Source organism: Azospirillum oryzae (genome assembly GCF_900177515.1).
GTDB classification, from domain to species: domain Bacteria; phylum Pseudomonadota; class Alphaproteobacteria; order Azospirillales; family Azospirillaceae; genus Azospirillum; species Azospirillum oryzae_A.
Genome location: NZ_FXAK01000002.1, coordinates 736994 through 750967, shown reverse-complemented (window position 1 = coordinate 750967; position 13974 = coordinate 736994). Strand labels below are relative to the sequence as shown.

Sequence of the window (13974 nt, the reverse complement as noted above, 5' to 3'; positions counted from 1 at the left end):
TGGGGAGCTCAAGTGCGGCGGCTCCCCCGCATATGGCTCAGGTCCACCGGCGCTTCGAAGGCCGCGACGACCTGAGCCAGCCGCTCCAGGGTCACGCCCTTGGCATACGTCCGGCCTCCTTCCGACCGCCGGGAATCCTCATGCCCCATGACAGAGTCGATCCACCTTTCCTCAAGGTCGGCGGACTCCAAGACCGTCCTGAACGTGTGTCTGAAGCTGTGGAAGACCGTCTTCGGTCCTACACCGAGGCCGGTCTTCAGGCGACCAAAGTCTCGGCCGAGAGCCTGCCCGAGCTTGCCGTCGCGCCCCGTAGCACGGAGTTCGGGGAACAGCCGCGGAGCATCCTCCCGGCGCCGCTGCTCCACCAATCGCAGAAAGCCAAGTTCGACCAAGAAGGGGTGCACTGGCACCGTTCGCTCGCCCGCCTCCGTCTTCGGCGACCAGCCGTCGGGGTGCTCACGCAGTAGGAAGCACGCCGCGCCTTTCATCGTCTCGACGTCGATGGGCCGCAGGCGGCAGATCTCCTCGAGCCGCATGCCGCTGTAGAGCGCTATCAAAGGCGCCCACCATCGCGCTGTATCACGTGGCTGATCGACCGCCCACCACGTGGAAGAAAACAACTTCTTCATATCATCCGGTGACCATATATCACGTTTCTTTTTAGATGATTTGGTTCCTGGGAAATCAAATCCGCTCCAAATCAGTTCATCTACATGGCCGCGCTGGTGCAGCCACTTCCAATATTGGAGGAGTGCAGAAAAGTGTCGTTTGACCGTCTTGAGTTGAACGCGCGGTACTGCCGTTCCCCCCTTTTCGATCGCGTCGGCACGAGCGATGGCATCTCGGGCGGGGATCGCTTTGCCCTTGGCCGCCCCCTTCCCATGGGAGGACGGGAGGCGCAGCAATTCGTCATACAGCAACCCAGCGTCCTGCCGGGTGTAGTTCTTCACCGGCTTGTCACCAATGAGTTCTCGCGCAAGTCGGAACGTCGCTTCGGCTTGCGCGCCACTCTGCGCGGTCCATCCCTTCTGGGTGCGCTTCCAATCGAGGAAGGCCCGCTCGTGCTCCGAGAACTCGGGGGACTGGGACGCGGCGGGGGTGACGGCTGGTGCAGCCGCAGGTCTCTGCTGCAACGCCATCGCCATCGTGGCGAGATCCGCGCGCCGCTGAGCTTGCGCCGCGAGCGTCTCAGCGGTCGCGGCGCGGAGCGTCGCCACGTCAGCGCCGAGCCGTGCCGCAGCCGTCCCCGCCTCGGAGGAGACGATCGCGACGCCGTCGAGCAGCCGCTCGAGATGGTCGAGAACACGCTGTCGATCTTCCGGCGGTAGCGAGAAGATCGCGTCGGTTCCGAGGGCGAACACGCGGTCGATGGTCGCGGCGTCGCCCGTCCTGTACTCGGCGAGCAACTCCGCACGGGTCGGCGAAGCCCAAGGCGGTTCAGCCCGCAGACGCCGGAGGATGAGTGCAATGTGCTCGACGGCCAGGGAGTTCGGCTTGGTGGTCACGGCCCGGATAACCTTGTCGATCTCGACGTTGACGGCCCGAGCCCGCGCCGCCGCCTCGCGCGCGGAGCCCGTGCCCAGGGTCAGCAGTATTTCCGAGCGTCCGAAATATTGTGTTAACGGTGGCGGAACTCGCCGCCTGTAGTGGTAGGTGGTGCCCTTGAGCCTCAGATTCGCCGTCACGCCCCAGCCCCGAAACCAGAGGGATGTGGACCAGGACTGTGGACCATTGGTCCACCGCTTCCCGGCCGGGCGGAGATTGTCGAGGAAGATCAAGAGTTGGTTGGGGGACTAGGATTCGAACCTAGGCTGGCGGAGTCAGAGTCCGCAAGAACTGCGTGCGCTTTGCTGCGACACCATACGCGACGGCACGACAACGCATTGTAATACCACGTATTTTCACTTGTCAGCTTGCGCTGATCATCGCCAGAATATCCCGCCATTCACTCCACCGTGCTTACTGGGTGCTTACTGGAGTCCCATTTATATAGGACGATATTCCGGGAGGGGCGACCATGCCATCGACACGGATCACCAAGCGGGCTGTCGACGATGCGACGCCTGAAGCGCGGGATTTTTATCTGTGGGACAGCGAGCTGAGCGGCTTCGGATTGAAAGTTACGCCATCGGGGACGAAGACATATCTCGTGCAATACCGCGCCGGCGGACGCGGCATGCCAACCCGCCGCATCACAATCGGGCGGCATGGATCACCCTGGACACCTGAGCAGGCGCGCCAGGAAGCCCGTCGCGTGCTGGCCACGGTGGATCTCGGCGACGATCCTGCCGCCCGGAAGGCGGACAGGCGGCGGGAATTGACGGTGTCAGAGCTGTGCGATCTGTACATAGCGGAAGGATGCACAACAAAGAAGCCCTCGACCATCCGGGCCGACCAGGGACGGATCACGTGGCACATCAAGCCCCTGCTGGGAAAAAGAAAAGCCGGGGATATCACCCGGGGTGATATCGAGCGCCTGTTGCGCGACGTGGCGGCTGGAAAGACTGCCAGCCCACACCGCTCCAGCAAGGGTGGCAGCCGCGCAACCGGCGGAAAGGGCGCTGCGTCGCAAACCGTGATCCTGCTGAGAGCGATGTTCGCCTTCGCCATGGCTCGGGCGCTCCGCTCCGACAATCCCGCGGCCGGAATCAAGACATTCAATGTCAGAAAGCTGGAACGTTTTCTGACCGCCGAGGAAATAGGCCGACTTGGCAAGACACTGATCGCGTTCGAACAGGAGGGGGCCAACCCATATCTTATCGCCGCCATTCGCCTCCTGCTGCTGACAGGTTGCCGGAAATCCGAAATTCTGAGCCTGACCTGGGACTGCGTGGATGTCGCCCACTCCTGCTTGCGTCTGCCCGACAGCAAAACCGGCGCAAAGATTGTACCGTTGGGACGGGCCGCACTCGATATCCTGACCAAGCTCCAACGCCGGTCTGGCGTTCAATACGTCATCTCTGGCAAAGGGCAACATGGACAGTTGGTCAACATCGACCGGACCTGGGAGAAGATCCGCACCGCAGCCGGTCTGCCCGATGTTCGATTGCATGATCTTCGACATAGCTTCGCCAGCGTCGGAGCCGCCAACGGAAGCAGTCTTCTGGTCATTGGGAAGATTCTTGGGCACACCCAACCAACAACCACGCAGCGTTACGCCCATCTGGGACATGATCCCGTCTTAACCGCAGCCAATCAAATCTCCGCCGTCATCGCTGACGCACTGGACCAATCCACTTCGCAGCGAAACCGCCGGCGCAAGTTTCGCCTTCGTCCAAATCGCCCCATGTCCCTGGCTGATGCACCGGTTTGACTGCACCGATCGCGGACCTTTGGGTGGGTTGAGGTCGTGATTGTGTGCATCGGCCTGCAACGCTGGGCTCTTCCAAGTTTTGTGTGGATGACCGGAGCGTGTTTCACCTTTTGATGTTCGCGTCAGGCGTGACCGAGAACGCGAGCGCGCAGCAGATCAAAGCCGGCCCGGCCATACATCGTGCGCTTGATCACCTTCAGCCGGTTGACTTGGCCCTCGACCTGACCGCTGCTCCACGGCTCGCTCAGGGCGGCGCGCACCGCGTCCTCGTCGCGGCGGATCCCGGCGGCGAACGGTGACAGCGCGCTGATCTCTGCTTCACGCAGCCAGCCATCGAAGGGGGCGGGCGCCTTGCCCTTTACCATCTCGCAGAAGCGGGTGATGAGATCGGCGGCCGTCGCGATCGACGGCGAGCGCTCCCGCAACGCCTGGACAAAGCGGCAGTCCTCGTCGGTCATCCTGTCGGGATCGCCCGCCCGGAGGCGCCGACATGGCAGCATGCCGACCGCGGCACCAGCATTCTCAATCCGTACCATGGTTATCTGGAGGATCGCTGGCAGGCGGGTTGCCGGAGCGCCGTGGCGGGAACTCCAGGAGCGCGGGTTTCCCAGACAGTACAGCGTCGTGCGGGATTGGGGAACCCGGCGCCGGCGGCAGGATCCGCCTGCAGATTCCGATGACGCCGGCCGGGTATTCCGATTTGAAGGCGGCCACTGTTCCAAACTGAAGCCGGCCAGGGTTCCGAAGGAAAGCGGCCGGGGTGGCGTATCCCCGCGAGGCGTTTTTCGTGTCGCATGAGCATGTCGTCGGGTCAAGCCGCCATGCTCATGTCGAGGTGGAGGGCGTCCCCGCAATCCACAGGAGGGCCCCGGGCAAGCCGGTCGTGAGCGCGCCTCATCACGCTGGAGAGCGGCCGGCTTGCCTGGAAGGTGCCTGTGGAGCTCCGGGGGGCGCCCGGCGGTCTCGTTCCTCTCCGTCGGCCAGGGCTGGCTGGCGTCGCTGCTTGCGCATTGAGTCTCCGGTGAGGTCGATGCGGTAGGCGTTGTGAAGAATGCGGTCCAAGATCGCGTCCCCGAGAGTCGGATCCCCAATCATCGCAGGCTGCCACAGTTGTTGATCGGCTGGTGACTGAGGTCACGATCGTGGATCGGCGACATTCCCTTTACGGTCAACGCCTTGAAGTCGTAGCGGAACCGTCGCCCCGTGGTCCGGACTGGGTAACTGTCGTTCTCCCCGACGGGCGACACCGGCACGTTCACCGGGCGGCTACCGATCTTGTCTCGGTCTTGGAAGCAGTGGAGTGCATGCCGGCCGACCGGGGTGATGCACGCATCACCGTGCGGACGCTGCTGCCCTTGGCCGAATGCCTGCGGGCGCTGTTGAAGGTTTCGAGAGAGGAGGTCGCCGATGAGCCACATCGCTTCGGCGCCCCGGCCCCAAGCCAATCTGCCGCCGAAGCCCTCGGCGACACCAACGACGCTGTGGTCGGCACTGCCACCGGACACGCGCCGGACAATCGCTGCGGTGTACGCCGGCATGATGGCTCGGATGCACAGGCCGGATACTCCCAGCGTTCCAAAGGTGCATCATGCTGACCGCGACGCTTCCCCATGAGGACCTGGTCACCACGGCGCATCGTGCCAAGCTGGCCTTCATTTATGTGCGGCAGTCATCGGTCGGGCAAGTCCGCCAGCACCAAGAGAGCACTGAGCTGCAGTACCGGTTGGTCGACCGCGCCCTTCATCTTGGTTGGCCGCGGGAGCGGGTCCAGGTCATCGATGAGGATCTCGGCTGTTCCGGCGCAAGCAGCGACGGTCGGCAGGGCTTTCAGAAGCTGATCGCCGAGATCGGCCTTGGCCACGCCGGCCTCGTGCTCAGCCTGGACGCCTCTCGCTTGGCCCGCAATAACCGTGACTGGTACCAGCTCATCGAACTGTGCGGCCTCTTCGGCGTGCTGATCGCCGATGGCGAACGGCTGTTCGACCCGGCCGCCTACCACGACCGGCTGCTGCTGGGCCTGTCCGGTATCATGAGCGAGGCGGAACTACACCAGATCAAGATCCGGCTCCACCAAGGTGAACGCCAGAAGGCGGAACGTGGCGAGTTGCGCCAGCCGCTGCCAGCCGGATTGGCCGAGGACCGCGGCGGCATGATTGTCCTCAATCCCGACGAGGAGGTTCAGGCGCGCCTGAACTTGGTGTTTCATCTCTTCCGTGATCTGGGGAGCGCCCATGCGGTTATGCGGGCGCTGCAGCGCGCCGGCTTGTTGGTGCCGGTACGCCCGTTGCGGGGCCCCGCGCCGCACGCGGTGGTGTGGCAGCCAGCTGACAGCAGCCGGGTGCTCAACATCCTGAAGAACCCGTCTTACGCCGGCGCCTACGTTTACGGCCGCCACTTCCAGGACCCGGGCCGTCGGCGGGCCGGAGTGCCGCGCAGTGGAACGGTGACGCGGCCGCCGGACGCATGGCCGGTGTGCCTGTTGGAGGCTCACCCCGGCTACATCGGTTGGGAGGAGTTCATGGCCAACCAGAAACGGCTGTCGGACAACATCAACCGCTACAGCGCTGGACACCGGGGCGTGCCTCGCAAGGGCATGGCTCTGCTGCAAGGGATCGCCGTGTGCGGACGGTGTGGGCGTCGGATGGGACTGGGATACTCCGGCCCCCACGGCGAGTATCCGGTGTATCGCTGCGGCGCCGACAAACATCAGAGTGGGGCTCCGATGTGTCAGGAAGTCCGTGCCCTGGCGGTCGATGCCGAAATCGAACGTCTTGTGCTGGAAGCGCTCACGCCCGACCGGGTGGCCCTGGCCATTGCCGCGCTGAGCACCCTTGACGAGGAAGCCCGTCTATTGGAGCGGCAATGGGCCCTCCGGCGTGAACGGGCTCGGTACGAGGCGGAGCGTGCTCGTCGACAATACGACGCGGTCGAACCGGAAAACCGGCTGGTCGCCCGGTCCTTGGAACGGGCCTGGGAGGAGCGGCTGCGCGCCGTTGAGCAGGTAGAGACGGAGTACGAGCACTGGTACCGGGAGCAACCCTTGGCCCTGAGCGATGCCGAACGCACCGAGATCCTGGCGGTCGGGGCGAATCTCTCGGCCGTATGGCACGCGCAGACGACCACGGCTGCGGACCGCAAGCGTATCGTGCGCTTGATCATCCAGGAAGCCATCCTCGACCAGAAACAGGTTCCCGGCCGAGTGTTGATCCGCCTCGTTTGGCAAACCGGGGCCGTCAGCGAACATGATCTGCGGCGGACCGTGCACTCCTACGACTGCTATGCCGAGATCGAGGAGTTGGAAGGCCGCGTACGCGCTTTGAACGCCGCGGGTAAGATGGACGGAGAAATCGCCGAGACTTTGAATGCAGAAGGGTTCCTGTCGAGCCGTGGAACGACGTTCGACCATGGGCTCGTTTTCCTGCTGCGCAAGCGGTGGGGCATCGCGACGGTGAAGATCAATGGGGCCGAGGCCAATCCCGTCCGTTGGCCGGATGGCAGCTACTCAATCCAGGGCGCAGCCAAAGTGCTCGGAGTAACGGCCCAGACTATCTTGAAGTGGCTGAAGTGTGGCCGTCTGTCCGGGCATCAGCTCGCCAAGGGCCTGCCCTGGCAGATTATGCTCGAGGAGGAGCGCATCCCGGAACTCCGTACTCTGGTTCGACGCACCACCCCGTCAAGGAGGAAGGCATTATGAAACGGTTGGGTCCCCGACGAGTTCGTGCCAGCGGTCCGCGGGGATTTGGCTGGTGATCAGCACAGAGCCGGCGTTGTAGCGGTCCTCTACGATCTCGAGCAGGTCGCGGCGTTGCTCTGCGTTCAGTGGCTCTGGTCCCCAATCGTCCAGGATGAGAAGCCGCACTCGGGCGAAGCCGCGCATCAGGCGGGCATAACGGCCGTCGCCGTGTGCCAGGGCCAGGCTCTCGAACAGCCGAGGCATCCGCTGGTAGAGTACCGATAGGTTCTCGCAGTAGGCACGGTGGCCAAGCGCGCAGGCCAGCCAGGATTTGCCGATGCCGGTCGGCCCGGTGATGATCACGTTCTGGTGATCGTGGATCCATCGGCAGGCCGCCAGCTTCTGGAACAGCGCGCGGTCCAACCCACGCGGCGCTCGGAAATCAACATCCTCGATCACGGCGGGATGGCGCAGCCGGGCGCTCTTGGCGCGTGCTTCGAAACGTTTCTGCCGGCGCAGCGTCACCTCGTGATCGAGCAGCACACCCAGCCATTCCTCATGGCTGAGGGTGCTGGCCTCGCGGTTGGCCTGCATCTCGCGCAGCGCCTTGGCCATGCCGTGCAGACCCAGGTCGCTGAGCTGGTCGAAGGTGGGATGGGAAAGTATGGTGGGCTCCTAATGAAAGTACCGCGAACCGCGGATGTTGGCGTGGTCCAGCGTCGGCGCCTCCAGGCGGGCGATCCCGACAGGATGACCGACGAGGACTGCCGCTTTGTCCAGGCGTTGCGGGAGCGCTCGCCGTCGATCACGACGGCCGCCGATCTCATCACCCGCTTCTGCGAGAAGGTGAAGGGCAAGGTGCCCGCCCCATTCGATGGCTGGCTGCGCGAGGCAGAGATCAGCGCGCTGTCATCGTTGGCCGCCGGGATCCGCCGCGACGAGAACGCGGTGTGCGCCGCCCTGAGCGAGCCGTGGAGCAGCGGTCAGGTCGAGGGCCAAGTCAACCGGCTGAAGGCGATCAAGCGCACGATGTATGGCCGGGCCGGCTTCGATCTGCTGCGCGCTCGCGTCCTCGGTTACGCCTGACGCGAACATCAAAAGGTGAAACACGCTCCGATCATCCACACAAAACTTTGAAGAACCGAATTGCCGGCCGGCCTTGCCATGGCAAATCGGCCAACCGGCGCTCATAGCGGCTGTGCACCCGCGACGAAGGCGCGTGGCAACGCGGGCAAGGGACTTGATGAGTGTCGGGGGCGGACGAAGATGGTGATGCGGTCCGGCTCCGGCAGAACATGCTCGACACAGAGACCATTGGGGATCATTGGGAGGAGGCGCTTGGTCACGGTGAACTGAATCTGGTGCGATGTTCACCTCATGTGATCATCCCTGGCGTTGGGTGCCACCGGCATCACGAAAAGTGCGCAAGAACCACCGATCCGGGGCAAGATCAGCTCCAACGCTCCTCCATTCGCTTGACATGAGGCACAATATTGTACATATATAAAAATATTGTTCAAAAAATTAGCCTCGCAGGCTGGAGCCACGTGTCTGGAGCCGAACAGGCCCCGATCTGACTCTGACCGACGCGCCTCTCGAACCACGCCGGGGCATCCAACAGAGGAGTCGCCAAATGCGCGCAGCCGTCATCACGGAGCGGGGCGTCGCCCCTGTCATCGCCGAGTTCCCGGAACCCCAGCCCCGCGACGGTGCGGTCCTGATCGACGTCGATACCGTCGGGCTTGGCGGCTGGGACGTGCTGGGCGCCTACCGCCTCGGCATCCAATATCCCTGCGTCATCCGTGGCGAGGGGGTCGGCCGCACCGCCGATGGCCGGCGGGTCTATTTCGGTGAGCGGTCGGTGCAGCCCTATGGCGCCTGGGCGGAGCGCACCCTCGTTCCGACCGAGGAGGTGTGGGAGGTTCCCGACGGGGTCGACGACAAGCTGGCGATCGTGATGGGCATCGCCGGAACCGGCGCGCTGGTTCCCCTGGAACAGGCAAACATCCAAAAGGGCGAGCGCGTCCTCGTCCTGGGGGCCACCGGCACGCTGGGGCAGATCGCCTTGCAACTGGCTCGCCACCTTGGCGCCGGGCGCGTGGTCGCCGCCGCCCGCAACGAGCGGGCGCTGGCCCGGCTGGTGGAGCGCGGAATCGCCGACGCGGCCGTCCGTCTGGGCGGCGAGGATGACGTCGCCGCGCTGAAGGCCGAGGCGGGGGAAGGCTTCGACGTGGTGCTCGACCTCGTCTGCGGGACACCCATGCTGGCCGCTCTGAAGGCGACACGCTGGGGTGCGCGGATCTTCACCATCGGCACCGGAGCCGGGCGGGAGGTCAAGCTGGACATCGCGGATCTGCTGTTCCGCTCCCTGTCCTGCATCGGCACGGGACAGCGTCCCCCCGCCGACCGGCGCGCGATATGGGAACGCCTGCTGGTCATCGCCCGTGAACAGGCCATAACCGTCGATTACGCCGATTACCGCTTCGACCAGGCCAACGAAGCCTGGGCTGCGCAGACCGCCGGGCCGCACGCAAAGATCACCGCCGCCATTCCCCGGTAACGCTGGCCCCGGCAACGCCGGCTTCGCCGGTAAAAATTCGCTGACGGGAAGAATGCCGAGGAGCCGATCCTCGGCATGTCCAGTGCCGTCACTTTTCCCAGGAAGGACAGCCGATCCCGCCAAGCCATTGTCCCGGCCACGTCAACGGCGATGTCACCGGCCGAGGAAGCGCTTGACCCGACCGGCGGCGATCTTGCCCGGCATCCCAGTGACGCCGCCGCCCGGATGGATTCCGGCACCGCCGAAGAACAGGCCCGCCACCGGAAGAGTCTCGCCCCCCAGCCCGGCGGCCGGACGCAAGACGCTGGATCGGAGGATCGAAACGTCAAGGTGCAGGACGCAACCGTTCAGGACGTTCAGCCGCTTGGCCAACTCCGGCGAGGTTTCGACCCGGCGGCCGATCTCCATGCGCTCCAACCCGTCGATATAATCACCCGCATGGGCGATGGTCCGCGATACCGCCGTTTCGCGCACGGCGTCCCACCCTCCGTCCGGGGACACCGGCATCGCCGGCGGGTAAAGATACACGACGTCCTGACCAGCCGGTGCCTGCGACGGATCGGCGGCGCTGGGGGTGGCGATCCACATGTAGGGAAGCTTGGGAACCTGACCGCGGGCGGCCGCGGCGAAATTCTCCAGCACCGCCTCGTCGGTGCCGACCAGCAGAACCGGCCCGCGCAGGTTCAGCCCGTCGCTCCGCATTGCCTGATGCCTGGGCAGGGAAATCTCGCCGTTCAGCGCCAGATCGACCCGCAGGGGCGACGCGCCATGGGCGTTCGACGGCACCATCGCGACGCGGGTCATCAGCTTGCGCGCGATGGAGCCGGGGGTGACCATGTCGAACGTCATCTTCGGATGGCAGGTGGACACCACCGCGCGGGCGGTGACGGTCCGGCCATCCTTCAGGCGAACGCCCGTGGCGCGCCCGTCGCGGACGATGATCTCCTCGACGGGCGCGCTGGTCATCACCTCACCCTTAAAATCCTTGAAGCGGGCCAGCATGGCGTTGGTCAGCATCTGCATGCCGCCCATCGAGCGGCCGATGCCGAAACGGTGCAGGAACCCCAGAATCGAATAATACAGCCCGCTGCCGTCCGCCAGCACCGGCCCGGCGGCGCCGGTCAGGCAGGTCAGCGCCGAGATGGTCACCGGATGCTCGAAACGCTCCCTGGCCACCTGATAGGCCGAGCCGGTCGCCAGCGCGACGATGTCCGGCTTCAGCCTGCGATGGCGGCGCAGCGCCCGGAGGGCGCCCAGCTTGGTCAGCAGGTTCGGTTGCGCCGGATCGACCCGCATCATCGGATGCACGATGTCGAGCAGGGCGTTGACGACCTCCATGAACTCCAGATAGGCGTCCGCGTCGTGCGGCGAATAGCGGCGGATTTCCTCCACCGTCTTCTTGTAGTCGCGCCACAGCACCAGGGACTGGCCGTCCGGATGCAGATAGACGTAGGAGGGTGACAGCTCCTTCTGCTTGAAGCCGTAACGCTCCAGCTCCAGTTCGTCGCCGACCGTGTGCGCCCGCCAGGACAGCAAATCCAGAGCGCAAGGGTGCACCAGATGGTTCGGCGCCTCGGGAATGGCGTAGGAGGACGAGGCCATGCCGCCGATGTTGGGCAGCGCCTCCACCACCAGCACCCTCTTGCCGTCCGCCGCCAGGTAGCACCCCGCCGAAAGACCGTTGTGCCCCCCACCGACGATGATCACGTCGTAATCGATACCTGCACCGTAAGCCGTCATCGCTTCCACCCGTCGCACAATTCCATGAAAGAAAACATTCCGTCAGACCCCGATGAAATAGCGGATGGACAGCGTTCCGCTGCCGAACCGGTACAGTTCGATCGTCGGAATCGCGACATCGCCGCCGATCACCCGGTTGCGGTGATGGCACGCCGCTTCGCGGCCGTTGACGATGGTGGCCACGACCTCGATGTCGATCCGGGCGCTCTGGCTGGTCCACATCGCGTCGAGCGCTTGCCACGCATCGTCGCGCGGCGGCTGGCCGGCATACTCAATGGTCAGGCCGTTCGGCGCCACCGCGCGGTAATGCGCGAAGAAGCCATCCCGGTCCTTGGCGTTCCAGCAAGCGATCTGCCCATGCAGGAAATGCGCGATGACATCGCGTTCGTCGGCATCCATAACCGTTCCAATCCCTTCGTCGCTCGTCTTGTTTTTACAGATCCAGGCCCGGCACGTTGCGGGCGCTGCCGTTGCGCCGATCGGACTCGCCCCAGGCGACCCAGCGGTCGGGCTCGCGGGTGTCGCCGACCCGGCGCCAGCGCCCCTCCTGCTGGGCCGTGATCGGGAAGCCACCGACGAAATCGATCATCTCGCCCTTCGGGTCGGGCAGGAATTCCCACTCCTCCGACCCGTCGACGGTGACGCGCACCGTTTCGGCGAAGTAGCTGCCGGGCCTGTGGGTGACCGACCCCTCGATGTCCGTGGTGCAGCGAACCCTGCCCGTCTGGTCCATCAGAATGGCGTAGCCGAGGTGGTCATGGCCGACCATCAGCGACCCGGCGTCGAAGCTGCCGTCCTTGTAGACCGTCGCGAAGGTCCACCAGAGGACGTGCTTCTTGTTGTTGACGATCAAATCCTTTTGGAGGTGGATGGCGCCGCCCTCGGCCATGTAGACCTGATCGAGCGCCACGATCCCCTTGACCGGCCGCCCCTGGCAGGTCCCGGCGAGGTCGTAGAGCTGCGAGGCGTAGAAGGTTCCCCAATCGACGCCGGGCAGATACCATTGCATCCCGGTGCCGAGCAGCGGCCCGCGCAGGTCGAACAGCCCCTCCTCGCGCCAGGACAATTCGGTGCCGGACGCGTTGAGCGTCCATGGGTTGCCGGCCTCGCCCGGCTGGCTGGTCCAGGTCACGGTCTCGCCGTCGAAGGACTGCACCGGCGTCGGGGTCAGCGCCTGCCGGGCCATCCGCTCGCGATCGAGGCGGATGTTCCGCCCGTCGATCTCGGTCGAAAGGTAGAAGAAACGGGTCGGGTTCGGCGTCCCGGTCGGCGCCATGACCGAGCGGACGAAGGAGAAGATCGTGCCGTCGGCGTCGCGGACCGATCCGAACGGCATGCTCTTGCTGAGAGCGAGGCCGAAGAAGCCACGCAGGCCGTTCAGCGAGGCCCCCGTCACCTTTTGTGGCCCGACCAGTTGCTGGAAAGCGAAATCACCGCGCTCCGGCGCGGCATCGAACCGTTTCATCGAACCGGCTCCTCCCAAGAAAGCCCTGCGGGGATGGTTGTGCAAGCGGGTGGCGGCGGCCCCGGATCACCGGAACCGGCACGGTGAAGGATCGGTTTTCCGCGATCACCGCCGAATCCTGGAACCCACCGACTGTCGCACAACCCCGCAAATTCTGGCGCGTCCCTTCGTTTGACCTGGAGTCAAACGAAGGGACGCTTTCCAGCGCATCGACTGCTGACGGACATGTCTTCGCTTTGCTAAATTATGGCGTCCGCATCCCTTTGACCGGTAGTCGAAGCCCTTTGCCGGACCGTCCACGAGCTTGGACCTCCCCCCGGACCAGAGGCAATGCATGAAGATCGCACGCATTCGCGAGGCCGACGAGCGCTGTGGCTGGGCGTTGGTCGATGCCGACGAAGGTCGGGTCCGGCGCATCCGCGCTCCATTCTCACGCTGGGCGCCCAGGCTGACCAGCGACGGCATCGACGCTCTCGACCTCGACACCGCAGGCATCGATCTAGCCGACGTGCAGTTGCTGGCTCCGGTCGATCCCTCGGCCCGCGTGTTCGGCGTCGGGCTGAACTACCTGACCCATCTGACCCGCCTTGGCCGCAAGGAGGCTCCACCCCACACTATCGCCTATCTCAAGCCGGACTCCGCGCTGGTGGATCCCGGCGGCGTCATCCAGTATCCGGCGGTCACCCGTCAGCTCGATTATGAGATCGAACTGGTCGCGGTGGTCGCCCGCCGCCTCGCCGACGAGGAGGACGCGACGGAATGCCTGCTCGGCTACACCATCGGGAATGACGTCAGCGCGCGGGATGCCGGAAAGGCGCTCGGCAGCCTGGATCTGTTCACCCAGAAGGCGCTCGACCGCACCGCGCCGATCGGCCCCTGGATCGCGACGCTCGACACGTTCGGCGGCCCAGGCCAGCCGGAGCGCGACATGACCCTGCGCATCAACGGGGAAACCCGGCAGCGCGACAACACCCGCAACATGATCTTTCCGTTGGCGGAACTGCTGAACTTCGTGGACGCCAGGGTCGCGTTGCGCTCCGGCGATCTGCTGTTTACCGGTTCGACCTGCGGCGTGGGGCTGGAGGACGGGCGCTTCCTGCGGCCGGGCGATTGCATCGAGGCCGAGATCGAGGGGATCGGCGTCCTGCGGAACAGCGTGGGGCCGCAGCGCATCCTGCTGCCTCAGCGGCGGAACGGGCGTCTCGGCATTCCTTGACCGTCCC

At 65.0% G+C, this 13974-nt stretch carries 13 protein-coding genes and 1 pseudogene; 6 read left to right on the top strand and 8 right to left on the bottom strand.

Features of this window, described 5'->3' with window-relative positions; genetic code table 11:
- Nucleotides 1-8 precede the first annotated feature (8 nt).
- On the bottom strand, nt 9-1685 hold the full coding sequence (locus B9N97_RS06420; protein WP_143266372.1) for a site-specific integrase: 1677 nt from the start codon (nt 1683-1685) through the stop codon (nt 9-11).
- A 332-nt stretch (nt 1686-2017) separates the two neighbouring features.
- Here B9N97_RS06420 and B9N97_RS06415 point away from each other — a divergent pair, with 332 nt between their 5' ends.
- A complete protein-coding gene (locus B9N97_RS06415; protein WP_085084453.1) occupies nt 2018-3313 on the top strand; it encodes a tyrosine-type recombinase/integrase in 1296 nt (431 codons plus the stop codon).
- A 122-nt stretch (nt 3314-3435) separates the two neighbouring features.
- Here the strand turns inward: B9N97_RS06415 and B9N97_RS06410 are convergent, their stop codons facing one another.
- Together B9N97_RS06410 and B9N97_RS36950 are read right to left on the bottom strand one after the other, a co-directional pair.
- Nucleotides 3436-3849, bottom strand: coding sequence for a transposase (locus B9N97_RS06410; protein WP_371307212.1), 414 nt, complete (start codon nt 3847-3849; stop codon nt 3436-3438).
- Between the two features lie 454 nt (nt 3850-4303).
- A pseudogene (locus tag B9N97_RS36950) lies at nt 4304-4466 on the bottom strand (ATP-binding protein); the annotation flags it as partial.
- A gap of 151 nt (nt 4467-4617) precedes the next feature.
- Between B9N97_RS36950 and B9N97_RS36945 the strand changes: the two are divergent.
- Together B9N97_RS36945 and B9N97_RS06395 are read left to right on the top strand one after the other, a co-directional pair.
- Entirely contained in the window at nt 4618-4908 is a 291-nt protein-coding gene (locus tag B9N97_RS36945) for a hypothetical protein (RefSeq protein WP_432264184.1), read from the top strand.
- Nucleotides 4902-7007 (top strand): recombinase family protein, encoded by a 2106-nt coding sequence (locus tag B9N97_RS06395; RefSeq protein ID WP_085084449.1) that lies wholly within the window; start codon nt 4902-4904, stop codon nt 7005-7007. The genes B9N97_RS36945 and B9N97_RS06395 overlap by 7 nt, the downstream gene beginning before the upstream one ends.
- On the opposite strand, the gene istB is transcribed toward B9N97_RS06395, so the two are convergent.
- The gene (istB, locus tag B9N97_RS06390) at nt 7002-7616 is read right to left on the bottom strand and encodes an IS21-like element helper ATPase IstB (RefSeq protein ID WP_280174739.1); all 615 of its coding nucleotides are present in this window, start codon (nt 7614-7616) and stop codon (nt 7002-7004) included. The genes B9N97_RS06395 and istB overlap by 6 nt on opposite strands.
- Between istB and B9N97_RS06385 the strand changes: the two genes are divergently transcribed.
- Entirely contained in the window at nt 7545-8072 is a 528-nt protein-coding gene (locus B9N97_RS06385; RefSeq protein ID WP_348520076.1) for a transposase, read from the top strand. The genes istB and B9N97_RS06385 overlap by 72 nt on opposite strands.
- 31 nt (nt 8073-8103) lie before the next feature.
- Here B9N97_RS06385 and B9N97_RS36070 read toward each other — a convergent pair whose 3' ends face one another.
- Nucleotides 8104-8283, bottom strand: coding sequence for a transposase family protein (locus B9N97_RS36070; RefSeq protein ID WP_244560591.1), 180 nt, complete (start codon nt 8281-8283; stop codon nt 8104-8106).
- Between the two features lie 336 nt (nt 8284-8619).
- On the opposite strand from B9N97_RS36070, the gene B9N97_RS06375 reads away from it, so the two are divergent.
- Nucleotides 8620-9546: a quinone oxidoreductase family protein gene (locus B9N97_RS06375; protein WP_085084447.1), complete on the top strand. Its 927-nt coding sequence runs from the start codon at nt 8620-8622 to the stop codon at nt 9544-9546.
- Nucleotides 9547-9699: 153 nt separating this feature from the next.
- Here B9N97_RS06375 and B9N97_RS06370 read toward each other — a convergent pair whose 3' ends face one another.
- From B9N97_RS06370 to B9N97_RS06360, 3 genes are read right to left on the bottom strand one after another with little or no spacing between them, the layout of a single operon-like run.
- On the bottom strand, nt 9700-11286 hold the full coding sequence (locus B9N97_RS06370; RefSeq protein WP_085084445.1) for a phytoene desaturase family protein: 1587 nt from the start codon (nt 11284-11286) through the stop codon (nt 9700-9702).
- A gap of 42 nt (nt 11287-11328) precedes the next feature.
- Nucleotides 11329-11685: a hypothetical protein gene (locus B9N97_RS06365; RefSeq protein WP_085084443.1), complete on the bottom strand. Its 357-nt coding sequence runs from the start codon at nt 11683-11685 to the stop codon at nt 11329-11331.
- 34 nt (nt 11686-11719) lie between these two features.
- Nucleotides 11720-12751: a hypothetical protein gene (locus tag B9N97_RS06360; protein ID WP_085084441.1), complete on the bottom strand. Its 1032-nt coding sequence runs from the start codon at nt 12749-12751 to the stop codon at nt 11720-11722.
- Between the two features lie 334 nt (nt 12752-13085).
- Between B9N97_RS06360 and B9N97_RS06355 the strand changes: the two genes are divergently transcribed.
- Complete coding sequence (locus B9N97_RS06355) at nt 13086-13967, top strand: fumarylacetoacetate hydrolase family protein (protein ID WP_085084439.1); 882 nt, start codon at nt 13086-13088, stop codon at nt 13965-13967.
- Nucleotides 13968-13974: the final 7 nt, after the last annotated feature.